We start from the raw sequence: 22120 nt of genomic DNA, 5'->3' as shown, positions 1-22120 counted from the left end.
TTCCTGGGATAAATCGACGCTACGAATCTCCGCTGCCCCAGTATCCACCTATCCTCCACTATCGCTCGCTTACACGTTTTTTGTGCGCAGAACATTGCGTCGAATTGAACATAGATCAAGCTACCGACCAACAAGAGAAACCCCAAGACACAAAAAAAGCTCAATACAGCGGGTGCTGGCACTAAGCCCTACCAAGCCATAGTCAAACCTGGCCAATCTTGGTTAAGCTCAACGCAATATTGCGCAAACTAAGCTCAACTAGGCGCAATCCAGGGAAGAGCATGCACAGGAATGAACATGGCCGCGATCAGTAACTTCTCGTTTCTCCAGGAACACGACCCCGTTTTCCTTCAGCTTGCGAGCACGGCCGAACAGATCTTTGCCAGCGATCCCAACACCACACTGATGAAGTTGCGGCAGCTGGGTGAGGCCTTGGCTCAGGACCTGGCCAGCCGCGCCGGTATTGAGTTCGACGCAACGACCAAGCAGGCTGACCTACTTTACAAGTTAGGTCGGGACATCCAACTCGATCAAAACATCCGCGATCTGTTTCGAACGCTACGTGTCGAAGGCAATAGAGCCACTCACCTATTTCGTACTCAACACCGCGAGGCGATGGATGGGCTCAAGGTCGCTCGCGCTCTTGCCATTTGGTACCACCAATCGTTCGGCAAAAATGGCGACAAATTCCAACCTGGGCCTTTTGTAAAACCGGATGACCCCAGCGCACCATTGCGCGAGCTACAAAATCAGATTGAGCAACTGAAAGCGCAATTGAACGAGTCCAGCCAGAAGCTTGAAAGCAACCAACAACTGGCTGACCTGATGAAGCGCGAGGCCGAAGAATATTCCGTTCTCGCCGGGCAAATGGAGGCTGAATCTAGCCATTATAAGAAGCAAGCCAAACAGCATGAGGCCGACATTGCGAAGTTGCGCGTAGAGCACGAACAGCGCATTAAAGCCTTGCAAATTCAACTTTTGACTCAGCCACAAGCTTCGTCACAGGTCATGCATAACACAATGCAGGCCACCCATAAGTTCGATCTGAGTGAAGACCTCACCCGCATCCTCATCGACCAGCAGTTGCTTGATGCTGGCTGGGAAGCCGACTCCCTCGACTTGACCTACGGAAAAGGCGCCCGTCCCGAGAAGGGCAAGAATAAAGCTATTGCTGAATGGCCTACCAGCAGCCCAAAAGCCTGTGCCGACTATGTTCTGTTCGCAGGTTTGACGCCGGTAGCAATCGTTGAGGCTAAACGTAAACGTATCAACATTGCAGACCGCATCCCACAGGCCGAGCGCTACTCTCGCGACTTCAAGTTCACCCCGGAGCATCAGAAGTCGTGGCTACTCGCCGGCCTCTACGCCCCTTGGAATGATGGTGAAGGAGCAGATTTCAAAGTGCCCTTTGCCTTTGCCTGCAATGGTCGCCCATACATCAAGCAACTTGCCGAACAATCCGGGACCTGGTTCCGCGATCTACGCAGCCCGGCCAACACTGCCCGCCCCCTGCAGGATTTTCATACACCCAATGATTTACTGGATCTGCTCAAACGCAGTCAGGCAGAGGCCGAAGCCAAGCTTAAGGAAGAAGGCTTCGCCTATCTGAAGTTGCGCGACTATCAGGAAAAGGCCATCCATGCAGTAGAACAAGCGTTAGCTAATAACCAACGCGACTGCTTGCTTGCGATGGCCACCGGCACAGGCAAAACCCGCACCATCATTGGCCTGATGTACCGCTTCCTGAAAGCAGAACGCTTCAAACGCATTCTGTTTCTGGTCGACCGCAGCGCCCTCGGTCTTCAGGCTATAGACTCGTTCAACGACACCACCCTTGAGCAAAACCACACACTTGCTCAGATTTACGACATCAAAGAGCTGGGTGACATGGCCGCTGAGGCGGAAACCCGCATCCAGGTAGCCACCGTGCAGGCGATGGTCAGCCGCATTTTCCGCTCTGACACACCGCCTTCGGTTGGCGAGTTCGACTGCATCATCGTTGACGAAGCCCACCGTGGTTACACCCTCGATCAAGAAATGAGCGAGGGTGAGCTGGCTGTCCGTGATCACAATCAGTACCTCTCACAGTACCGCCGCGTGCTGGATTATTTCGACGCATGCAAAATCGGCCTGACCGCCACCCCAGCCAAACACACCAGTGAGATTTTCGGTAAGCCGGTATTTACCTACAGCTACCGAGAAGCCGTGGCGGATGACTGGTTGATCGACCATGAACCACCGATCCGCTACGAAACCCAACTCAGCAAAAACGGCATCCGATTTGAAAAGGGAGAAAAGGTCAGCATCATCGATACCCAGACCGGTGAAATTGATGTCGCCGAACTGGAGGACGAACTTAACTTCAATATCGAATCGTTCAACCGCCGGGTGATCACACCTGCTTTTGACAAAGTGATCTGCGATGCCCTAGCCAATGAGTTGGACCCTTTCGGCGAAGAAAAGACCATGATTTTCTGCGTCAATCAGGCCCATGCCGAACGGGTAAAAAACCTTCTGAATGCTGCCTTCAAAGATGCTTACGGTGAGCAATACAACCAAGCGACTGTGCAAATCATCACCGGCCAGAGCGACAAAGTTGAACAACTGATACGTAAGTACAAAAACGAACCAAACCCAAACATTGCGATTACCGTAGACCTGCTCACCACCGGCATCGACGTGCCGAAAATCTGCAATCTGGTGTTTATGCGTCGGGTACGCTCACGCATCCTCTATGAACAGATGAAAGGGCGCGCAACCCGACGTTGCGATGAAATTGGCAAAACGGTTTTCCGCATCTACGACCCCGTCGACCTCTACGCCAGTCTTGAAGCCGTCGATACCATGAAGCCGCTGGTGAAGAACCCGAATGTTTCGCTAGAGCAATTGGTCAGCGAACTCACCAGTGATGCGAGTCATGACGCTCCCGGCAATCAGGACGACAGTAGCCACGCCCATGATGTGCTCGACGTACTCAGCCAGCGCATCATGCGAATTCTGCGCAAAGCTGACCATAAAGCGGAAACCAAGCCCTCGTTGAAGAAAAAGCTTGAAGAGCTTGAAGATATTTGGGGGGTAGAACCCGCCAAACTGCACAAGCATCTGCACGAACTGGGACCCAAGCAGGCTGCCCAGTTTATTAGCCAGCATAGCCAGTTGCTGACCCAACTGGATGCCGTCAGCAACCTGATGGGCTCGGACAACTATCCGATTATTTCCACCCATCGTGACGAACTGATGGTGCGCGAGCAAAGCTACGGCGCCTACCACAAGCCCCTGGACTATCTCGAGAGCTTCCACGATTTCGTCCACAGCCAGCTCAACCAGTCCGCAGCTCTGGGCGTGGTAGTCAATCGACCGAGAGACCTTACTCGCGAACAACTGCGCAATGTCCGCTTGCTGCTGGATCAACATGGGTTCAGCGAAGTCAGCCTCAAAAGCGCGTGGCGCAATCAGACCAACCAGGAAATCGCTGCCAGCATCATTGGTTACATCCGCCAAGCCGCTATCGGTGAAGCTCTGCTGCCCTTCGACCAACGCGTTGCCAACGCCATGCAAAAAATCTACGCACTTGAACAGTGGACGCCGGTACAACGCAAATGGCTTGATCGCTTGGCAAAACAATTGGTGCACGAGGTGATCATCGACCCACAACAGGTCAACGAAGCCTTTCAGAACGATGGCGGCATCAAAAGCCTGAATCGCCACCTCGGTGGCAAACTGGATAAAGTACTGGAAGCCTTGAATGACAATCTTTGGCCAGAAGTCGGCTGAGCCTGTTGACAGGCGCCAAACATAAATGGCTACACTGTCCTCAGTCCTAGGACAAAGGACGGTAGATAGCCGAGGCCACATGAAGAGTCAAGACGTAGTTTTACTGATCAAACTGATTTGCCTGGAACAGCGTGAGCGTTCGCAGCGCACGCTCGACAGCGAAACGGCACAACTGATCAAGCTCAGCGATACCGACGAAGTAAAACAATGGCAAGGCTGGGAAGACGACTCGGAACAAGATCCGCCAGTCCATCACGAGAGCTACTCTGTTCGCGCCCTGGAAGCCTCACTTGGCATCAGCAAAACCGAGGTCGGCGCGGCATTGAAACGCTGTCTGGAGATCGGATTACTACGCGTTGACCCAAGCTCCCATTTTATTCGAGTCAACAGCAAAGCATTGTTAGGCTTTATCGAGCATGGATTGCGTTATGTCTTTCCAGTGAAACCCGCAGAAATTGTCCGCGGCATCCCGACCAGCTTCTCCGCCCCCGTTTTACAAGACAAACTGATGAGCGGTGGCGACCTGATCCACGTTTGGCCGGACGCTTATGGCTCTCGCAAAGGACAATCCATCACCCCACTGTTCAAGACAGTACCGGGCGCCGTCAAAAAAGACCCTCGTCTGTATGAATACCTGGCGCTGATTGATGCTGTTCGCCTGGGTAATGCCAGGGAAGCCAATCTTGCGAACCAACTGCTGCGCGAGAAGATTCTTTAATCATGAGCCGCACACAGAACATTCAGATGCTTGAAGTCGTCGCCAAGGCGCTCGGGGAAGACCTGTGCAAAGAGGTTGCCTTCGTCGGCGGGTGCACGACAGCCTTGTTGCTGACCGACGAGTTTAGCCTGGAAGAGGTGCGCTACACCGACGATGTCGATCTGGTCGTGCACCTGACTGGCTTTGCCCAGTGGCAACCGTTGGTTGAACAGCTCAAGCAAAAAGGCTTCAAGCAATCGCAGCAGGATGAAGTCATCTGCCGCATGCGTCTCGGCGAGCTGAAAGTCGACTTCATGCCCGCAGACGCCGAAACCGCAAACCTGCTGGGCTGCAACAACCGTTGGTTTAAAGATGGCTTGGCCAACGCGCAATGGCACGAATTACCCAGCGGTCGTCGTATTCGCCTGTTCAGCCCGCCCTACTTCCTGGGCAGTAAACTTGAAGCCTACGCTGGCCGTGGCGCCCAGAACCCACTGGGCAGCCAAGACCTAGAGGACATACTCAATCTGGTTAACGGTCGCGAAGAACTACCGAATGAAGTCGCGTCTACTGCCCCTGAGCTGCGTTCCTATCTGTCTCAAACACTGGCAGAACTGCTGGGGAATAACGATTTTGGCTACCTGGTACAGGATGCCGCTCACGGCGATAGCGAACGTGAACAGATCATCTGGCAGCGTTTGCACCAAATCGTCCAGGTCTCCGCCTGAATGGTCGCAACGATTAGATGGCTCACCCAGGCAGGCACCCACACGGCGGACAACCGTGACGCCTTTGCCCATGCGAATCAGGCACGCGCCAGTGTCTACCTGATTGCCGACGGCAGCAGCAGTCATCCTCGCAGCGGGGAGCAGGCCCAAGCCCTGCTCAATGAGCTAACCATGGGTTTTAGCCAGCTCCCAATGACTGAACTGAACGCCGAGCAATTGGCCGACGCGATGTTGCGCCTCATTGCCCGCAGCCATCAGATGCTACGTGATGAGTTCCCCCTCGCGGCCTGCAGCTATCTGGTGCTATGCCTGCTTCCCAATACTGCATTCACTATCCATGAAGGCGACTGCTGCCTTGGCGTTATTGAACATGACGGTGAAATCAGGTGGCTGAGTGCTGTACATTGCGCCCCCAACTGGCAAGGCGACCTTACCCATGCGCAGATTGCGCGGGCGTCATCGCGTCATACGTTGACCCGCTGCTTCAGCGCCAGGCGAACGAGTAGCCCCGAAATCAATTACTGGCCTGCCCGCCCGAACCAACACTGGTTGCTGGCGAGCGATGGCTTCTGGGCCGGTTTGTGTGCCCAGCGACAACAGACTTTTTTGCGTGACGGCCACCTGCCCGCCCCGCCCACCGATGACGACATCAGTTGCCTGAGCGTCATCACTCCACCGACTTGATGAGCCGAACCATTTACATTTTTCGACTCATATTCAGACCCATTTTTTAGAGTACTTCCCATGAACAACAGCGACATCGTCCAGAAGCTCTGGAATCTTTGCGACGTCCTCCGCGACGACGGCATCAACTACAGCGACTACGTCACCGAGTTGGTGTTGCTACTGTTTATCAAGATGGAGTTCGAACAGGTTCAGAACAATGACAACTTTGGCCACAAGCTGCCGGAAGGTGCGCGTTGGCCGGACTTGGCGGGTAAATCAGGTATTAATCTGCTCGACTACTACCGGCAGACGCTGCTCGATCTGGGCAAAAACACTGACCCGTTGATCGCCGCCATTTACGCCGATGCCCAGACCCGCCTGAAAGAGCCACGCCACCTGGAGCAATTGATCAAAAGCCTCGACGGTATTGACTGGTTCAGCGCCCGTCGCGATGGCCTCGGCGATCTTTATGAAGGTCTGTTGGAAAAGAACGCCAGCGAAACCAAATCCGGTGCCGGCCAGTACTTCACCCCGCGCCCGTTGATTGACAGCATCATTAACTGCATCAAGCCTCAGGCTGGTGAAACCATTCAGGATCCGGCAGCGGGTACCGCAGGCTTCTTGATTGCTGCAGATGCCTATATTAAAGGCAATACTGACGAGCACTACGACTTAGATGAAAAGGCTCGAAGCTTCCAACGTAACCGTGCCTTTGTCGGCGTAGAACTGGTGCCTGGCACTCGCCGACTGGCGTTGATGAACACCTTGCTGCACGGCATGGAAGGTGATGACGAAGGCGTCGTGCACTTGGGCAATGCCCTTGGTCAAACCGGAGCCAACCTGCCGAAAGTCGACGTGATCCTATCCAACCCACCCTTCGGCACCGCCAAGGGCGGCGGCGGCCCGACCCGTGACGACCTCACCTTCAAGACCAGCAACAAGCAGTTATCCTTTCTCCAACATATCTACCGTGGCCTCAAGCCCGGTGGCCGCGCCGCTGTGGTGCTGCCGGACAACGTGCTGTTCGAAGCGGGCGTTGGCACCGATGTGCGCCGCGATTTGATGGACAAGTGCAACCTGCACACCATCCTGCGTTTGCCCACCGGTATCTTTTACGCTCAGGGCGTGAAGACCAATGTCCTATTTTTCCAAAAAGGCACCACCGCTACCCCCCGTCAGGATCAAGGCTGCACGCAGCGTGTTTGGATCTACGACTTGCGCAGCAACATGCCTAGCTTCGGCAAACGCACACCATTCGGCGCGAGCCATCTCAAGCCTTTCGAGGACGCCTACGGCGAAGATGCCAATGGCAACAGTCCGCGCGCGGAGAATGTCGAAGGTATCGGCGAGCTTAGCCGCTTCCGTGTTTTTACCCGCAAACAAATCGAAGAACGCGGTGATTCGCTGGATATCACTTGGCTCAAGGACGCTGACAGCCTAGATGCTGCCGACGTACCCGCGCCAGAGGTGCTGGCCGGTGAAGCCATGGCCGAACTGACAGAAGCACTGCATGAGCTGGAGGAGCTGATGAAGGCGCTGGGGGCTGGGGATGAAGTAGCGGCACAGAAGCGTTTAATTGCGGAAACGATGGGCTTGGTAATCGCACAGGAGAATGGGAATGATTGAAGCTCCTGCACATTGGCATGCATTAAAACTTGGCGAAGTCGCTGAGTTTAAATACGGGAAAGCACTTCCTGCCACAGTACGGGACGGAGGGAAATACCCCGTTTTTGGATCTAATGGCGTTGTTGGCAAACATTCGGCTTGGCTTTCTTTTGCGCCGACTATTGTAATAGGTAGAAAAGGAAGCGTTGGCGAGGTATGTTTCTCAGATAGAAATTGCTCGCCTATTGATACAACTTACTACGTAGACTCTTTCGATTTTTTTGACCCAAAGTTCTGCTTCTATCTACTGAGAAACCTTCGCCTTGGTGAGTTGAATAAGTCCACCGCAATTCCTGGCCTTAATCGTCAAGACGCATATGAATTGCGAATCAGCCTTCCTCCGCTCGCCGAACAAACACGCATAACCCAAAAACTCGACGAATTGTTGGCACACGTCTATGCCCTCAAATATCGCATTGATGCCATCCCTGTCCTGCTTAAACGCTTTCATCAATCCGTCATCGCGGCCGCCGTCTCAGGTCAGCTGACAGAGGACTGGCGGGTAGGAAAACCCGCAGAATGGGAAACTCTTACTCTTGCAGATCTGATTCAGGGAAAACCAAGAAACGGATACTCGCCAAAAACGGTTGCTCACGAAACCACAACAAAAACTTTAAGTTTATCCGCCACCACAGCGGGCGTATTCAAAGGCGAGTTTTTTAAGTATATCGACGAGGAAATTCCACCGGAGTCATATCTGTGGCTCAAGCCTGGCGATATTTTGATCCAAAGGGCAAATACTTTGGAATATGTTGGTGTCAGCGTCATTTACGACGGCGAACCGATGAAATTCGTCTACCCAGATCTAATGATGAAATGCAGAGCAAAAGATGACGTTCTCACGAAATATCTCCATATCTGCCTATCAAGCCACCAGACACGTAAGTATTTCCGCGATAACGCCACTGGTACCGCTGGCAACATGCCGAAAATCAATCAACAAACGGTTATGAGTGCACCGGTACTTTTGCCGTCGTTGAAAGAACAAACCGAAATTGTCCGCCGCGTTGAACAACTCCTTGCCTTTGCCGACCAACTGGAAGCCAAAGTCGCCTCGGCCAAAAGCCGTATCGACCACCTGACCCAAAGCATCCTCGCCAAAGCCTTCCGCGGCGAACTCGCCCCTCAAGACCCGAACGACGAACCCGCCAGCGTACTTTTGGAACGCATCAAAGCCCAGCGAGCCGCAGCACCCAAGCCAAAACGTAGCCGCAAGGCGTCGGTCTGAATTAAAGAAAGGAAGCGATCATGGCCATTCCCGATTTCCAATCCGTCATGCGTCCCGTATTGACCATGGTCGCCGATGGCCTACCCGTCAGCCTCAAGGCGCTGCGTGAGCAGGTCACCGAGCAGTTTCAGCTGAGTGATGTCGAGCGCCATGAGATGCTGCCGTCAGGACAGCAGACAGTCATCAACAATCGTATCGGTTGGGCACGTACCTACCTGAACAAGGCGGGTTTGCTGAGTATCCCGAGCAAAGGCCTGGTGCAAATTACTGAGCGTGGCCGTGAAGCGCTGGTTTCCGGGCCTCAACGGATCACAGTCGGTTGGCTCAAACGCTATCCAGAGTTCGGCGCATTCCATGGTGCGCGGCCAAACAACGAAACACCTGGCACTCAACCCGAGCCCGTCGCAGACATCACCCCGGATGAGCAACTGAACCAGGCCCATCAGGCCTTGATGCAATCCTTGGCCGATGAGCTGCTTGCACAAGTGCGCGGTGCTTCGCCGACGTTTTTCGAGCAATTAGTGGTCGATTTGATGATCGCCATGGGGTATGGCGGCTCCCGCAAGGAGGCCGGTCGCGCCACGCAACAGACCAACGACGATGGCATCGACGGCATCATCAAGGAAGACAAGCTCGGCCTGGATGTGATTTACCTGCAAGCCAAGCGCTGGAGCAACACGGTGCATCGTCCGGAGATCGACAAGTTCATCGGTGCCCTCACCCGCCAGCGTGCCCGCAAGGGAGTGTTCATCACCACGTCCGATTTCTCCGTCGGCGCACGCGAGGCGGCGCTAGGTCTAGACATCAAAGTGGTGTTGATCGACGGTGTGGAACTGGCGCGCCTGATGGTGGAGAACAATCTGGGCTGTAGCGTGAAACAGGTCTTTGAGATCAAGCACATTGATTCGGATTACTTCACCGAGGACTGATCCCGCTGGCCTGTAATCCTTGTGCCCAATGTTTAGTTTTGTTTACTTCTGGTGTCGCAATATCGGATGACGCCCGCAGACCTTGTAGGCAAACTCCGAATCGTACGCGTGGGCACTTTGATGCCTTGTTGCGTTTTTCTTCGACGGGATACTCTCCGGACGTCGCTGACCTTTCAGCGATCGGGCTTGGAAACCCGTCGAAATTATTCGCAACAGCGCCCCTTCATGACTGCACAGGCTTTTTCAGCTTGCACTCTTGAGTTATGGCTGCTGTGCGCGGGACGTCTTCGGACGTGCCGGTTTCCTAATTTCCCGGTTTTCCAACCTGCGCACAGCTGTCACCCATTTGCTTGGAAACGAATGGGGCAGCCCCTCAAATTAGGAATTACATATGACTAAAATTGATTCAAACGCGATTTCAGAACTAAAAACCATAGGCTTCACCCCTCTCATCTACTGCTCAGACCAGGCGTTGTTCAACGTCCGCGCCGGCGTCCCCATAGTTGCTGCATTGTCACAAGCCTCAGACCTGCTGTTCCTCGGCAAATCATTCGCCGAGGATGCCGCCTACGCAAGAGACACCGACCGGCATGCCTGGGCCGCGCACTATCTGACGGCGATGGGTAAGGCCGTGATTGATGATGTGGTGAAGGTGCTGACGCCGCGACCGGCCCGGACAAAGACCGAATCAGAAGAAGAACTGCCCAAGAACGAATAACACCGCAAATCCCCTGTAGGAGTGAGCCTGCTCGCGATGGCGGACTGATATTCACCATTGTTGTCGACTGATAGACCGCTATCGCGAGCAGGCTCGCTCCTACAGGGGGTCATCGCCAGCCCCTGAATCCCGGGCACAAAAAAGCCCCCGCCGCCATAAAGGCAACGGGGGCTTTTTGCTGAGGGTTACATCTCTACCTGGGTACCCAACTCAATCACCCGATTCAGCGGCAGGTTAAAGAACCGCAAATTGCCATTGGCATTCTTCAACATGAACGCAAACAACGCCTCGCGCCAACGGGCCATGCCTTCGAGCTTCGAGGCGATCACCGTCTCGCGGCTGAGGAAGTAGGTGGTGCGCATCGGGCTGAAGTCCAGATCATCGAGATGACACAGTTTCAGCGCTTGCGGCACGTCCGGTTCGTCGACGAAGCCGAAGTGCAGGATCACGCGGAAGAACCCTTCGCCGTAGGATTCAACCTCGAAACGCCGCGTCGGCGGCACTCGCGGGATGTCTTCGTAGACCACGGTCAGCAGCACTACTTGCTCATGCAGCACCTGGTTATGCAGCAGGTTGTGCAACAGCGCGTGGGGCACGGCGTCCGGGCGCGCGGAGAGGAACACGGCGGTGCCCTGGACGCGATGCGGCGGCTGCACGGCGATACTGCTGATGAAAATCGGCAGCGGCAGCCCGCCTTCGTCCATGCGTTCCACCAGCAGTTGCTTGCCGCGCTTCCAGGTGGTCATCAGCACAAACAGCGCGATACCGGCGATGACCGGGAACGCCCCGCCCTGAATGATTTTCGGCACGTTGGCAGCGAAGTACAGACTGTCCACCAAGAGGAATCCAAGCAACAGCGGAACCGCGAGGACCGGAGGCCATTTCCACAGCAGCAATATCACCGCCGACACCAGGATGGTGGTCATCAGCATCGTGCCCGTCACGGCCACCCCGTAAGCCGCAGCCAGCGCGCTGGAGGACTCGAAGCCCAGCACCAACAGGATGACGCCGACCATCAGCGCCCAGTTCACCGCGCCGATGTAGATCTGGCCTTGTTCGGCACTGGAGGTGTGCTGAATGTGCATGCGCGGTATGTAACCGAGCTGAATCGCCTGACGAGTCAGGGAGAACGCACCGGAAATCACCGCTTGAGAAGCAATGACCGTGGCCAGGGTCGACAACCCCACCAACGGAATCAGCGCCCAGCTCGGAGCCAATAAGTAGAACGGGTTGCGAGCGGCTTCCGGATCACCGAGCAGCAACGCGCCTTGGCCGAAGTAGTTCAGCACCAGCGCCGGCAGAACAAGGATGAACCAGGCGCGTGCGATCGGCTTGCGACCGAAGTGGCCCATGTCGGCGTACAGCGCTTCGGCACCGGTCAGCGCCAGCACCACCGCGCCAAGTATCGCCACGCCCATGCCCGGGTGAACGATGAAGAAACGCACGCCCCAGATCGGGTTCATCGCTTGCAACACTTCCGGGTGCTGCACGATGCCGTAGACACCCAGCGCCCCCAGCACGACAAACCAGGTCACCATGATCGGCCCGAACAGAATGCCGATCCGCGCGGTGCCATGACGTTGAATCAGGAACAGCGCCACCAGCACGACCAACGACAGCGGCACCACCCAATGGTCGATGCCGTCAAACGCCAGCCCCAGCCCCTCAATCGCCGAAAGAACGGAAATCGCAGGAGTGATCATGCTGTCGCCATAGAACAGCGCCGCGCCGATCAGCCCGCAGACCACCAGCAACGTGCGCAACTTCGGATGCCCGGCCGCAGCCCGCCGAGCGAGGGCGGTCAAAGCCATGATCCCGCCTTCGCCCTGGTTGTCGGCACGCAGCACGAACAGCACGTACTTGATCGAAACGACCCAGATCAACGACCAGAAAATCAGCGCCAGAATCCCGAAGACTCCGTCATGATTGACCGGTACCCCATAGTGGCCGGAGAACACCTCTTTAAGGGTGTACAGCGGGCTCGTACCGATATCGCCATAAACCACCCCGACCGCCGCCACCAGCATGCCGATCGGCTTTGCCGCAGAATGCTCGGCACCCGCCGCCTGACTACTTGCCTGCCCCATCCAACACTCCTACTACTCAGACCCGGACTTCTTATAAGAAGCACTATGCTTTGCCACGCAGCATGCGCTGTTTTACATGACGTTACAGACGTTTTGTTGACTGTAAAAAATCGGTAAAGCGTAACGGCGCGAAGCATAGCGCAGCACTCGTCGCATTTCCCTGCATAAAGCTGGTCAAGTGCGTCTTCCATCGCTAGAATTGCGCACTTTTTGACCAGAGGCGCAACATAGCGCCCGTCTGTCGCCTTGCCGTCTTCGGCTGGAGGCGTCCCAAATACCGAGGTTAGACATGTCCACCACTCCTGCGCCGGCCAATCCAAAAGTTGGCTTCGTATCCCTGGGTTGCCCCAAAGCACTGGTCGATTCCGAGCGCATCCTTACCCAGCTGCGCATGGAAGGCTATGACGTTGTGTCCACTTACGAGGACGCCGATGTCGTGGTGGTCAACACCTGCGGTTTCATCGACTCGGCCAAGGCTGAGTCCCTGGAAGTGATCGGCGAAGCCATCAAGGAAAACGGCAAGGTCATCGTGACCGGCTGCATGGGCGTCGAAGAAGGCAACATCCGCAAGGTGCACCCGAGCGTACTGGCCGTGACCGGTCCCCAGCAGTACGAGCAAGTGGTCAACGCCGTGCACGACGCCGTGCCACCGCGCCAGGATCACAACCCGCTGATCGACCTGGTGCCGCCGCAAGGCATCAAGCTGACCCCGCGCCACTACGCGTACCTGAAGATTTCCGAAGGCTGCAACCACAGCTGCAGCTTCTGCATCATCCCGTCGATGCGCGGCAAACTGGTCAGCCGCCCGGTCGGTGACGTGCTCGACGAAGCCCAGCGCCTGGTCAAGGCCGGCGTCAAAGAGCTGTTGGTGATCTCGCAAGACACCAGCGCCTACGGCGTCGACGTGAAATACCGCACCGGTTTCTGGAACGGCGCGCCGGTGAAAACCCGCATGACCGAACTCTGCGAAGCCCTGAGCACCCTCGGCGTCTGGGTTCGCTTGCACTACGTTTACCCGTACCCGCACGTCGACGAGCTGATCCCACTGATGGCCGCCGGGAAAATCCTGCCGTACCTGGACATCCCGTTCCAGCACGCCAGCCCGAAAGTCCTGAAAGCCATGAAACGCCCGGCCTTCGAAGACAAGACCCTGGCGCGCATCAAGAACTGGCGCGAGATCTGCCCGGACCTGATCATCCGTTCGACCTTCATCGTCGGCTTCCCGGGCGAAACCGAAGAAGACTTCCAGTACCTGCTGAACTGGCTGACCGAAGCGCAGCTCGACCGCGTCGGCTGCTTCCAGTACTCGCCGGTCGAAGGCGCACCCGCCAACCTGCTGGACGCGGCCATCGTGCCGGACGACGTCAAGCAAGACCGTTGGGACCGCTTCATGGCGCACCAACAGGCCATCAGCTCGGCGCGCCTGCAAATGCGCATCGGCCGTGAAATCGAAGTGCTGGTCGATGAAGTCGACGAGCAAGGCGCGGTTGGCCGCTGCTTCTTCGATGCCCCGGAAATCGACGGTAACGTGTTCATCGACAACGGCAGCAACTTGAAGCCGGGCGACAAGGTCTGGTGCAAAGTGACCGACGCCGACGAATACGACCTGTGGGCTGAACAGATCTAAACGCAAAAAATACGAAAAGCCCTGCTCTCTTGACGAGATGCGGGGCTTTTTTAGGTCTATCGTTTTGTGGGAGAAAGGATTCGCACATTCCACGGTAAAAGGGGCATTCGGCCATGCGCCAACATTCGGTCATCCACACGCCGAAACAGAGTGACTATCAGGAACTCACGCAAGTCTGGGAAGCCTCGGTGCGCGCCACCCACGACTTTCTGCCGGACAGCTACATTGAATTGCTGAAGAACCTGGTGCTGACCCGCTACCTCGACGCGGTAATGCTGATCTGCACCAAGGACTCGCGCCAGCGCATCACCGGATTTGCCGGGGTGGCGGCGGGCAAGGTTGAAATGCTCTTCATCGACCCGGCCCACCGTGGTCAGGGTTTGGGCAAGCAGTTGCTGCGTTACGCCATGGAACACATGAACGCCAACGAGCTGGACGTCAACGAGCAGAATCCGCAGGCCTTGGGGTTTTACTTCAAGCAAGGGTTCGAGGTGATAGGCCGTTCGGAGGTCGATGGCATGGGGCAGCCGTATCCATTGCTGCACATGCGTTTGCGCCAGGCGCAACAAAAGACACGCAATGGCTGACACAACATAGAACTCTGTGGGAGCTGGCCTGCCAGCGATGCAGACGCTACGGTTTGTCAGATACACCGAGGTGATGCAATCGCTGGCAGGCCAGCTCCCACAGGAAATGCAAACGCATTGAAATGGAGCCGGGATTAACCGGCGCCACGCAGGTACAATGCCCACCCCTTTTTTGTTACGGCCCTGTCATGACTGACCCGATTCGTCTCTCCAAACGCCTCATCGAACTCGTCGGCTGTTCCCGTCGGGAGGCTGAGCTGTTCATCGAGGGCGGCTGGGTCACCGTGGACGGTGAAGTCATCGACGAGCCGCAATTCAAGGTCGGCACCCAGAAAGTCGAGCTCGACCCAGAGGCCAAGGCCACTGCACCCGAGCCGGTAACCATTCTGCTGAACGTGCCCGTGGGCATGGACGCGGAAACGGCCATGGCAACCCTCAGCGCCGAGACCCTGAGCGAAGAACACCGCTTCAGCAAACGTCCGCTCAAGGGCCACTTCCTGCGCCTGACCGCCAGCACCGACTTGCAGGCCAATGCCAGCGGTCTGCTGGTGTTCACCCAGGACTGGAAAATCCTGCGCAAGCTCACCGCCGATTCCGCCAAGATCGAACAAGAATATGTCGTCGAGGTAGAAGGCGACATGGTGGCTCACGGCCTCAACCGCCTGAACCACGGCCTCACCTACAAAGGAAAGGAACTGCCGCCGGTCAAGGCCAGCTGGCAGAACGAAAACCGCCTGCGTTTTGCAATGAAGGACCCGCAACCGGGCGTGATCGCCCTGTTTTGCCAGGCCGTTGGCCTGAAGGTCGTCGCCATCCGCCGCATCCGCATCGGCGGCGTGTCCATCGGCAAAGTGCCGTTGGGGCAATGGCGTTACCTGTCCGGCAAAGAAAAGTTCTAAGACTTTTCACGCCGCCACACATTTTGGCGCCGCTGTTTATGCGGCGCCCACTGCTGAATATCAGGATTGCACACCATGATTCATAACGACGTACTGCGCAGCGTGCGCTACATGCTCGACATCAGTGACAAGAAAGTCATCGAGATCATCAAGATCGGTGGCATGGACGTGTCCCTGGAAGACCTGCTGACCTACCTCGACAAGAAAGAGGAAGACGAGGAAGGCTTCGTGCGCTGCCCGGACGAAGTCATGGCGCACTTCCTCGACGGCCTGGTGATCTTCAAGCGCGGCAAGGACGAAAGCCGTCCGCCACAGCCGATCGAAGTGCCGGTGACCAACAACATCATCCTGAAGAAGCTGCGCGTGGCCTTCGAACTGAAAGAAGACGACATGCACGCGATCCTCAAGGCGTCCGAGTTCCCGGTGTCCAAGCCTGAGCTGAGCGCGCTGTTCCGCAAGTTCGGCCACACCAACTACCGTCCGTGCGGCGACCAGTTGCTGCGCAACTTCCTCAAGGGCCTGACTCTGCGCATTCGCCCGCAGTAAGCCCACGCCGTCCTTGAGCTGCACGCCTGCGGCTCAAGGCCAGGCTGTATAGACCTTCATTCCTCGCAAAAATAGTGGCTCCGCTTCTGGCAGCTGACGACTAGGGTGTATTGACCCTCAGCTCTCAGGATTCGCCATGCACCCGTACTTTTCCCTGCAAGGCCGCACCGCTCTGGTGACCGGCGGCACCCGTGGTATCGGCAAAATGATCGCCAAGGCTTTTGTCGAGGCCGGCGCCACCGTGTACGTCTGCGCCCGGGATGCCGAAGCGTGTCAGCAAACGGCTGATGAGCTGAGCACCTTCGGGACGTGCCACGGCGTGGCGGCCAACCTGGCCAATGAAGAAGGCGTGTTGCAACTCGCCACGCGGTTGGGCGAACAGATGCCTCATCTGGATATTCTGGTGAACAACGCCGGCACCACGTGGGGTGCACCGCTGGAAAGCTATCCGGTCAAGGGCTGGGAAAAGGTCATGCAGCTCAACGTGACCTCGGTGTTCAACTGCATCCAGCAGTTCTTGCCTTTGCTGCGCAAGGCCGGTTCAGAAGCGAATCCGGCGCGGATCATCAACATCGGTTCGGTGGCGGGGATTTCTTCCTTTGGCGAACAGGCGTATGCCTACGGGCCGAGCAAGGCCGCCCTGCATCAACTCTCGCGGATTCTCGCGCGGGAGCTGGTGAGCCAGCACATCAACGTCAACGTGATTGCGCCGGGACGCTTTCCGAGCAAGATGACGCAGCACATTGGCAATGATGAACAGGCGCTGGCGGAGGATACGGCGTTGATCCCGATGAAGCGCTGGGGCCGCGAGGAAGAGATGGCGGCGTTGGCGATCAGTCTGGCGAGTACGGCTGGGGCGTATATGACCGGGAATATTATTCCTCTGGATGGTGGGTTCAGTCTCTGAAATCGGCGGCGCGGCCATCGCGAGCAAGCCACGCTCCCACAAGGTTCTCGAGCGAATACACATTTTGTGTACGCCATAAAACCTGTGGGAGCGTGGCTTGCCCGCGATGACGGACTGACAGGCGCCACCGGTTCAAAGGTCGATCGGGTTATCATGCCCGCCTCCATCCCCGCCTCGACCCCAAACCATGACCTACAGCGTTTCCCCCATCGGCTTCGTGCGTTCCTGCTTCAAGGAGAAGTTCGCCATCCCGCGCCAGCCGCAACTGGCCCCGGCCGCTCGCGGTGTGCTGGAACTGGTGGCGCCGTTCGATCAGGGCGATGCGGTGCAAGGCCTGGAGCAGGTCAGCCACGTCTGGCTGCTGTTCCTGTTTCATCAGGCCCTGGAAGAAAAGCCACGCCTGAAGGTCCGTCCTCCTCGCCTGGGCGGCAACAAATCCATGGGCGTATTCGCCACCCGCGCCACGCATCGACCCAATGGCATCGGCCAATCTGTGGTGAAGCTAGACAAGGTTGAAGCCCATCGACTGTGGATCTCGGGGATCGACCTGCTCGACGGGACGCCGATTCTCGATATCAAACCCTACGTGCCTTACGCGGACATCATCGACACGGCCTCCAACAGCATCGCCAATGCCGCGCCGCAGTTGATTCCCGTGCATTGGACGGATGCGGCGCTGCAACAGGCTCATGACCATGCTCAGCGCCTTGAGGAGCCGCTGGTGGAACTGATCGAGCAATGTCTGGCACAAGACCCACGCCCGGCGTACCAGATTCCTGCGCCTGAGCGGGAGTATGGCGCACAGTTCTGGGATCTGGATGTGCGCTGGCATTACCCCGAGGCGGGCGTGATCCGCGTCCTCGAAGTCATTCCCGCAAAAGCCTGAACCCCAGAAACCACTGTGGGAGCGAGCCTGCTCGCGATAGCGGTGTGTCAGTCGACAGTAATGCTGACTGATACACCGCTATCGCGAGCAGGCTCGCTCCCACAGGGAAAGCAAAGCCGTCAGGCGTTGCGCTTACTTCTCGACGAACGCTCGCTCGATCAGGTAGTCACCCGGCTCGCGCATCCGCGGCGAAACTTTCAGGCCGAAGCTGTTCAACACTTCGCTGGTTTCGTCGAGCATGCTCGGGCTGCCGCACAGCATGGCACGGTCGTCCTGCGGGTTGATCGGTGGCAGGCCGATGTCGCTGAACAGCTTGCCGCTGCGCATCAGGTCGGTCAGGCGGCCTTCGTTCTCGAACGGCTCACGGGTCACGGTCGGGTAGTAGATCAACTTGTCACGCAGCGCCTCGCCGAAGAACTCGTTCTGCGGCAGGTGCTCGGTGATGAATTCGCGGTAAGCGACTTCGTTGACGTAGCGCACGCCGTGGCACAGGATCACTTTTTCGAAACGCTCATAGGTTTCCGGGTCCTGGATGACGCTCATGAACGGAGCCAGACCGGTACCGGTGCTGAGCAGGTACAAATGTTTGCCAGGCTTCAAGTCATCCAGCACCAGCGTGCCGGTAGGCTTCTTGCTGATGATGATCTCGTCGCCTTCCTTCAGGTGCTGCAGCTGGGAAGTCAACGGGCCATCCGGCACCTTGATGCTGAAGAACTCGAGATGCTCTTCCCAGTTCGGGCTGGCAATCGAGTACGCGCGCATGAGCGGCCGGCCGTTGGGCTGTTGCAGGCCGATCATCACGAACTGACCGTTCTCGAAGCGCAGGCCCGGATCGCGGGTGCACTTGAAGCTGAACAGAGTGTCGTTCCAGTGATGAACACTGAGGACACGCTCGTGGTTCATGTTGCTCATGTACGTGGGACTCCTGGAGATTTTGCCTGCGCCGCTGATGTGCGCAATTGCATCGCATTCTAATGGCAGCGACAATATCTGTTAAATGGATTATTAAGATAAGGGTTATCGGTTATATAGATATGCGATTTACTCTCCGTCAACTTCAAGTATTCGTCGCCGTCGCCCAGCAGGAAAGCGTATCCCGTGCTGCCTTGACGCTCAACCTTTCGCAATCGGCGGCGAGCACCTCGATCACCGAGCTAGAGCGCCAGTGCAGCTGTCAGCTGTTCGATCGCGCCGGCAAACGGCTGAGCCTCAACGCCCTTGGCAAACAGCTGTTGCCGCAAGCGGTGGCCCTGCTCGACCAGGCCAAGGAAATCGAAGACCTGCTCAACGGCAAGTCCGGTTTCGGCTCTCTGGCGGTCGGCGCGACCCTGACCATCGGCAATTACCTGGCCACTTTGCTGATCGGCAGCTTCATGCAGCGCCACCCGGAAAGCCAGGTGAAGCTGCACGTGCAGAACACTGCCAATATCGTGCAGCAAGTCGCGCACTATGAAATTGATCTGGGTCTAATCGAAGGCGATTGCAGCCATCCGGACATCGAAGTGCAGAGCTGGGTCGAGGATGAGCTGGTGGTGTTCTGCGCGCCTCAGCATCCGCTGGCCAAACGCGGCATAGCGACCATGGAAGAGCTGAGTCACGAGGCGTGGATCCTGCGGGAGCAAGGCTCCGGCACGCGACTGACCTTTGACCAGGCCATGCGTCACCATCGCAGCGCGCTGAATATCCGTCTGGAGCTGGAACACACCGAAGCGATCAAGCGCGCCGTGGAATCAGGCCTGGGGATTGGCTGCATTTCACGCTTGGCGCTGCGCGATGCGTTCCGCCGCGGCAGCCTGGTGCCGGTGGAGACGCCGGATCTGGACCTGGCGCGGCAGTTCTATTTCATCTGGCACAAACAGAAATATCAGACGTCGGCGATGCGCGAATTTCTCGACCTGTGCCGCGCCTTCACCGCCGGGGTTCAGCGCAGCGACGAGATCGTGCTGCCCAGCATCGCTTAAAGCAGAATCACCGCCCACACCAGCGCGATCATGCTCAACGCCACGAACTGAGCGGCGCTGCCCATGTCCTTGGCATTCTTCGACAGCGGGTGCAGCTCAAGGGAAATGCGGTCGATGGCCGCTTCCACTGCCGAATTCAGCAACTCGACGATCAAGGCCAACAGGCAGACCGCGATCAGCAACGCCTGCTCCACACGACTGACGTTCAAAAAGAACGACAGCGGGATCAGGATGACGTTGAGCAACACCAGTTGCCGAAAAGCCGCCTCCCCGGTGAAGGCTGCGCGCAAGCCGTCCAGCGAATAGCCGGATGCGTTGAGGATGCGTTTGAGGCCGGTCTGGCCTTTGAATGGAGACATAGAGTAGGCAACTGACCAAAAAGGAGTGGGAAAGCTAGATCAACCAAAGTCAAAAAAGCGTGAACAGGCCAACTCTTAGTGGCTCGAAATTGACTCAAGTTGTTGCAGAAGCAACGCAGCCTGGGTGCGAGTCCGCACATTCAGCTTACGAAATATAGCCGTGACATGCGCCTTGATGGTCGCTTCGGAAACGCTCAACTCGTAGGCAATCTGCTTGTTCAGCAACCCTTCACAGACCATGGTCAGCACCCGGAACTGCTGCGGCGTCAGGCTGGCAAGGCCTTCACTGGCGGCCTTGGCTTCAGCGGAAACGCTCACGGCTTCAAATGCCTGAGGCGGCCAGAACACATCGCCATCCAGCACCGCACGCACAGCTTTCTGGATGACACTCAGGTCACTGGACTTGGGAATGAAGCCGCTGGCGCCGAATTCACGGGACTTCACCATGATCGAGGCTTCTTCCTGGGCCGATACCATCACCACCGGAATTTGAGGGTACTGACCGCGGAGCAGCACCAGCCCGGAAAAACCGTAGGCCCCTGGCATGTTGAGGTCCAGCAGCACCAGATCCCAGTCAGACTTTTCGTCCAGTCGGGTTTCCAGCTCGGCAATGCTCGCCACTTCCACCAGACGGACATCCGGACCCAGGCCCAGGGTCAACGCTTGATGCAGGGCGCTACGAAAAAGAGGGTGGTCATCGGCAATCAGGATTTCGTATGTGGCCATTTTTCAAATGATCCTGTTTTTCTAACAACTCAAGGCACAGCCACGGAGCTGCACCAGCAGGGCACGTTCAACGCCAATTACGTGGTTATCACGCAAAGAATACGGCGTATCAAACTTTGGCCGCGCCCTAATCGGCGCCAAGCATGCCCAGCGAAACCGGGGTGGTCAAGGTGCATGGCCGGTACAGTTCTTTGCAGTATGGGCGACAATCAGCAGATGACCGGAGCCGCGTTCTGCACGAAAGGCATCAGTTCGGTGTGGGCCGGCGTTGCAACGTTCATGTCCAACTGATGTTTCGCGTCCAGGTAATGCTGGCTGAACACGTCGAAATAAGCGTCCAGCGCCGAGGCCGCTGCGGTATCGCCCGCAAGATCCAGACACAAAGCCGCCACTTCGGCGGTGCACAAATGTTCGCTGCGGGTCGACCGACGCAGTCGATAGCGTGAAAGCTTTTCGGGCAGCAGGCTCAAAATCGGCAAACGATCAAAATACGGGCTCTTGCGGAAAATCTTCCGGGCCTCGGTCCAGGTCGCGTCGAGCAGAATGAACAACGGCCGCTTTGTGCTATCGGCTTCGACGGTGTTCGTCACTCGCTCAGGCTCGACGTATTCACCCGGAAAGACCAGATACGGCTGCCATTGCGGGTCGGCCAGCAGCGCCAGCAACTGCGGATCCGTTTCCGTGCGGGACCAGATAAAGGCATGGTTGTCGCGCACCACGTCGGCGATCAACCAACCGGTGTTGCTCGGCTTGAACACTTCTTTATTGGTCATGATCAGGCACACGCCCGAGCGGGCCTCGACCTGCGGGCGCCAGGCGCACAGACAGTGACTCTCGATCACGCGGCAAGCACGGCACCGCGGCGCCCTCCAGCCACGAGCCTGAATCGGCTTGATGCCCTCCTCCTCTCGCTGGTCGCGCAAGCGGGCGACGGCGTTTGCAGCAAAAACCGGGGTTACTGGGTTCATCGCAGGCAGCACCGGAGGGGAAAGAAAATCGACACGTAAATCACTCGGCAAGTCAGAAAGTGGCGGCAGTTTATCAGAGCAACCGGCGCAAGCCTGTACCGTCCAGGCCTCGTCCCCTATAATTCGCCGCCACTGAACGCACAGTCATGTGACGGGTCGAAC

General features: G+C 57.0%; 20 protein-coding genes. 15 read left to right on the top strand and 5 right to left on the bottom strand.

Features of this window, described 5'->3' with window-relative positions; translation table 11 throughout:
* Positions 1 to 297 precede the first annotated feature (297 nt).
* The 8 genes from hsdR to ACA060_RS05865 all read left to right on the top strand — a co-directional run bounded on the left by hsdR (position 298) and on the right by ACA060_RS05865 (position 10405).
* Positions 298 to 3774: a type I restriction-modification system endonuclease gene (gene hsdR, locus ACA060_RS05900; protein WP_497316005.1), complete on the top strand. Its 3477-nt coding sequence runs from the start codon at positions 298 to 300 to the stop codon at positions 3772 to 3774.
* Between the two features lie 79 nt (positions 3775 to 3853).
* On the top strand, positions 3854 to 4492 hold the full coding sequence (locus ACA060_RS05895) for a hypothetical protein (RefSeq protein ID WP_497316003.1): 639 nt from the start codon (positions 3854 to 3856) through the stop codon (positions 4490 to 4492).
* Between the two features lie 2 nt (positions 4493 to 4494).
* Positions 4495 to 5199: a hypothetical protein gene (locus ACA060_RS05890; RefSeq protein WP_497316001.1), complete on the top strand. Its 705-nt coding sequence runs from the start codon at positions 4495 to 4497 to the stop codon at positions 5197 to 5199.
* Positions 5200 to 5883 carry a protein phosphatase 2C domain-containing protein gene (locus tag ACA060_RS05885; RefSeq protein ID WP_497315999.1) on the top strand — a complete coding sequence of 228 codons (684 nt, stop codon included), beginning with the start codon at positions 5200 to 5202 and terminating at the stop codon, positions 5881 to 5883. It abuts the gene before it with no gap.
* 60 nt (positions 5884 to 5943) lie between these two features.
* The gene (locus ACA060_RS05880; protein WP_497315997.1) at positions 5944 to 7491 is read left to right on the top strand and encodes a class I SAM-dependent DNA methyltransferase; all 1548 of its coding nucleotides are present in this window, start codon (positions 5944 to 5946) and stop codon (positions 7489 to 7491) included.
* Positions 7484 to 8758, top strand: a complete 1275-nt coding sequence (locus ACA060_RS05875) for a restriction endonuclease subunit S (RefSeq protein WP_497315995.1) — start codon at positions 7484 to 7486, stop codon at positions 8756 to 8758. Before ACA060_RS05880 ends, ACA060_RS05875 begins: the two co-directional genes overlap by 8 nt.
* A 20-nt stretch (positions 8759 to 8778) precedes the next feature.
* Positions 8779 to 9687 (top strand): restriction endonuclease, encoded by a 909-nt coding sequence (locus tag ACA060_RS05870; RefSeq protein WP_497315993.1) that lies wholly within the window; start codon positions 8779 to 8781, stop codon positions 9685 to 9687.
* A 391-nt stretch (positions 9688 to 10078) separates the two neighbouring features.
* Positions 10079 to 10405, top strand: a complete 327-nt coding sequence (locus ACA060_RS05865) for a DUF3077 domain-containing protein (protein ID WP_497315991.1) — start codon at positions 10079 to 10081, stop codon at positions 10403 to 10405.
* Positions 10406 to 10590: 185 nt separating this feature from the next.
* Here the strand turns inward: ACA060_RS05865 and ACA060_RS05860 are convergent, their stop codons facing one another.
* On the bottom strand, positions 10591 to 12492 hold the full coding sequence (locus tag ACA060_RS05860) for a potassium transporter Kup (RefSeq protein ID WP_497315989.1): 1902 nt from the start codon (positions 12490 to 12492) through the stop codon (positions 10591 to 10593).
* A gap of 289 nt (positions 12493 to 12781) precedes the next feature.
* Between ACA060_RS05860 and rimO the strand changes: the two genes are divergently transcribed.
* The 6 genes from rimO (at position 12782) to tsaA (ending at position 17944) form a co-directional block, all read left to right on the top strand.
* The gene (gene rimO / locus ACA060_RS05855; RefSeq protein ID WP_007907296.1) at positions 12782 to 14119 is read left to right on the top strand and encodes a 30S ribosomal protein S12 methylthiotransferase RimO; all 1338 of its coding nucleotides are present in this window, start codon (positions 12782 to 12784) and stop codon (positions 14117 to 14119) included.
* Between the two features lie 113 nt (positions 14120 to 14232).
* Positions 14233 to 14706 (top strand): acetyltransferase, encoded by a 474-nt coding sequence (locus tag ACA060_RS05850; RefSeq protein WP_497315987.1) that lies wholly within the window; start codon positions 14233 to 14235, stop codon positions 14704 to 14706.
* Positions 14707 to 14894: 188 nt separating this feature from the next.
* Complete coding sequence (locus ACA060_RS05845) at positions 14895 to 15605, top strand: rRNA pseudouridine synthase (protein WP_497315985.1); 711 nt, start codon at positions 14895 to 14897, stop codon at positions 15603 to 15605.
* 75 nt (positions 15606 to 15680) lie between these two features.
* On the top strand, positions 15681 to 16151 hold the full coding sequence (locus ACA060_RS05840; protein WP_497315983.1) for a YehS family protein: 471 nt from the start codon (positions 15681 to 15683) through the stop codon (positions 16149 to 16151).
* Between the two features lie 136 nt (positions 16152 to 16287).
* The gene (locus ACA060_RS05835) at positions 16288 to 17058 is read left to right on the top strand and encodes an SDR family oxidoreductase (RefSeq protein ID WP_497315981.1); all 771 of its coding nucleotides are present in this window, start codon (positions 16288 to 16290) and stop codon (positions 17056 to 17058) included.
* Between the two features lie 187 nt (positions 17059 to 17245).
* Positions 17246 to 17944, top strand: a complete 699-nt coding sequence (gene tsaA / locus ACA060_RS05830; RefSeq protein ID WP_497315979.1) for a tRNA (N6-threonylcarbamoyladenosine(37)-N6)-methyltransferase TrmO — start codon at positions 17246 to 17248, stop codon at positions 17942 to 17944.
* A gap of 132 nt (positions 17945 to 18076) precedes the next feature.
* Here the strand turns inward: tsaA and fpr are convergent, their stop codons facing one another.
* Positions 18077 to 18856 (bottom strand): ferredoxin-NADP reductase, encoded by a 780-nt coding sequence (gene fpr / locus ACA060_RS05825; RefSeq protein ID WP_003443014.1) that lies wholly within the window; start codon positions 18854 to 18856, stop codon positions 18077 to 18079.
* 122 nt (positions 18857 to 18978) lie between these two features.
* Here fpr and ACA060_RS05820 point away from each other — a divergent pair, with 122 nt between their 5' ends.
* Positions 18979 to 19905: a LysR family transcriptional regulator gene (locus tag ACA060_RS05820; protein ID WP_219096809.1), complete on the top strand. Its 927-nt coding sequence runs from the start codon at positions 18979 to 18981 to the stop codon at positions 19903 to 19905.
* Here the strand turns inward: ACA060_RS05820 and ACA060_RS05815 are convergent.
* The 3 genes from ACA060_RS05815 to ACA060_RS05805 all read right to left on the bottom strand — a co-directional run bounded on the left by ACA060_RS05815 (position 19902) and on the right by ACA060_RS05805 (position 21958).
* The gene (locus ACA060_RS05815) at positions 19902 to 20264 is read right to left on the bottom strand and encodes a diacylglycerol kinase (protein WP_008010143.1); all 363 of its coding nucleotides are present in this window, start codon (positions 20262 to 20264) and stop codon (positions 19902 to 19904) included. The genes ACA060_RS05820 and ACA060_RS05815 overlap by 4 nt on opposite strands.
* A gap of 75 nt (positions 20265 to 20339) precedes the next feature.
* Entirely contained in the window at positions 20340 to 20990 is a 651-nt protein-coding gene (gene erdR, locus ACA060_RS05810) for a response regulator transcription factor ErdR (RefSeq protein ID WP_010462704.1), read from the bottom strand.
* A gap of 209 nt (positions 20991 to 21199) precedes the next feature.
* On the bottom strand, positions 21200 to 21958 hold the full coding sequence (locus ACA060_RS05805; protein WP_497315977.1) for a tRNA-uridine aminocarboxypropyltransferase: 759 nt from the start codon (positions 21956 to 21958) through the stop codon (positions 21200 to 21202).
* Positions 21959 to 22120: the final 162 nt, after the last annotated feature.

The sequence above is a fragment of the Pseudomonas sp. LBUM1671 genome (genome assembly GCF_059695685.1).
This window is presented reverse-complemented; position numbering and strand designations above follow the sequence as displayed.

What these genes read in the sequence shown, in the direction of transcription:
- hsdR (WP_497316005.1), top strand. Translation starts at nt 298, where the DNA reads ATGGCCGCGATCAGTAACTTCTCGTTTCTCCAGGAACACGACCCCGTT.
- ACA060_RS05895 (WP_497316003.1), top strand. Translation starts at nt 3,854, where the DNA reads ATGAAGAGTCAAGACGTAGTTTTACTGATCAAACTGATTTGCCTGGAA.
- ACA060_RS05890 (WP_497316001.1), top strand. Translation starts at nt 4,495, where the DNA reads ATGAGCCGCACACAGAACATTCAGATGCTTGAAGTCGTCGCCAAGGCG.
- ACA060_RS05885 (WP_497315999.1), top strand. Translation starts at nt 5,200, where the DNA reads ATGGTCGCAACGATTAGATGGCTCACCCAGGCAGGCACCCACACGGCG.
- ACA060_RS05880 (WP_497315997.1), top strand. Translation starts at nt 5,944, where the DNA reads ATGAACAACAGCGACATCGTCCAGAAGCTCTGGAATCTTTGCGACGTC.
- ACA060_RS05875 (WP_497315995.1), top strand. Translation starts at nt 7,484, where the DNA reads ATGATTGAAGCTCCTGCACATTGGCATGCATTAAAACTTGGCGAAGTC.
- ACA060_RS05870 (WP_497315993.1), top strand. Translation starts at nt 8,779, where the DNA reads ATGGCCATTCCCGATTTCCAATCCGTCATGCGTCCCGTATTGACCATG.
- ACA060_RS05865 (WP_497315991.1), top strand. Translation starts at nt 10,079, where the DNA reads ATGACTAAAATTGATTCAAACGCGATTTCAGAACTAAAAACCATAGGC.
- ACA060_RS05860 (WP_497315989.1), bottom strand. Translation starts at nt 12,492, where the DNA reads ATGGGGCAGGCAAGTAGTCAGGCGGCGGGTGCCGAGCATTCTGCGGCA.
- rimO (WP_007907296.1), top strand. Translation starts at nt 12,782, where the DNA reads ATGTCCACCACTCCTGCGCCGGCCAATCCAAAAGTTGGCTTCGTATCC.
- ACA060_RS05850 (WP_497315987.1), top strand. Translation starts at nt 14,233, where the DNA reads ATGCGCCAACATTCGGTCATCCACACGCCGAAACAGAGTGACTATCAG.
- ACA060_RS05845 (WP_497315985.1), top strand. Translation starts at nt 14,895, where the DNA reads ATGACTGACCCGATTCGTCTCTCCAAACGCCTCATCGAACTCGTCGGC.
- ACA060_RS05840 (WP_497315983.1), top strand. Translation starts at nt 15,681, where the DNA reads ATGATTCATAACGACGTACTGCGCAGCGTGCGCTACATGCTCGACATC.
- ACA060_RS05835 (WP_497315981.1), top strand. Translation starts at nt 16,288, where the DNA reads ATGCACCCGTACTTTTCCCTGCAAGGCCGCACCGCTCTGGTGACCGGC.
- tsaA (WP_497315979.1), top strand. Translation starts at nt 17,246, where the DNA reads ATGACCTACAGCGTTTCCCCCATCGGCTTCGTGCGTTCCTGCTTCAAG.
- fpr (WP_003443014.1), bottom strand. Translation starts at nt 18,856, where the DNA reads ATGAGCAACATGAACCACGAGCGTGTCCTCAGTGTTCATCACTGGAAC.
- ACA060_RS05820 (WP_219096809.1), top strand. Translation starts at nt 18,979, where the DNA reads ATGCGATTTACTCTCCGTCAACTTCAAGTATTCGTCGCCGTCGCCCAG.
- ACA060_RS05815 (WP_008010143.1), bottom strand. Translation starts at nt 20,264, where the DNA reads ATGTCTCCATTCAAAGGCCAGACCGGCCTCAAACGCATCCTCAACGCA.
- erdR (WP_010462704.1), bottom strand. Translation starts at nt 20,990, where the DNA reads ATGGCCACATACGAAATCCTGATTGCCGATGACCACCCTCTTTTTCGT.
- ACA060_RS05805 (WP_497315977.1), bottom strand. Translation starts at nt 21,958, where the DNA reads ATGAACCCAGTAACCCCGGTTTTTGCTGCAAACGCCGTCGCCCGCTTG.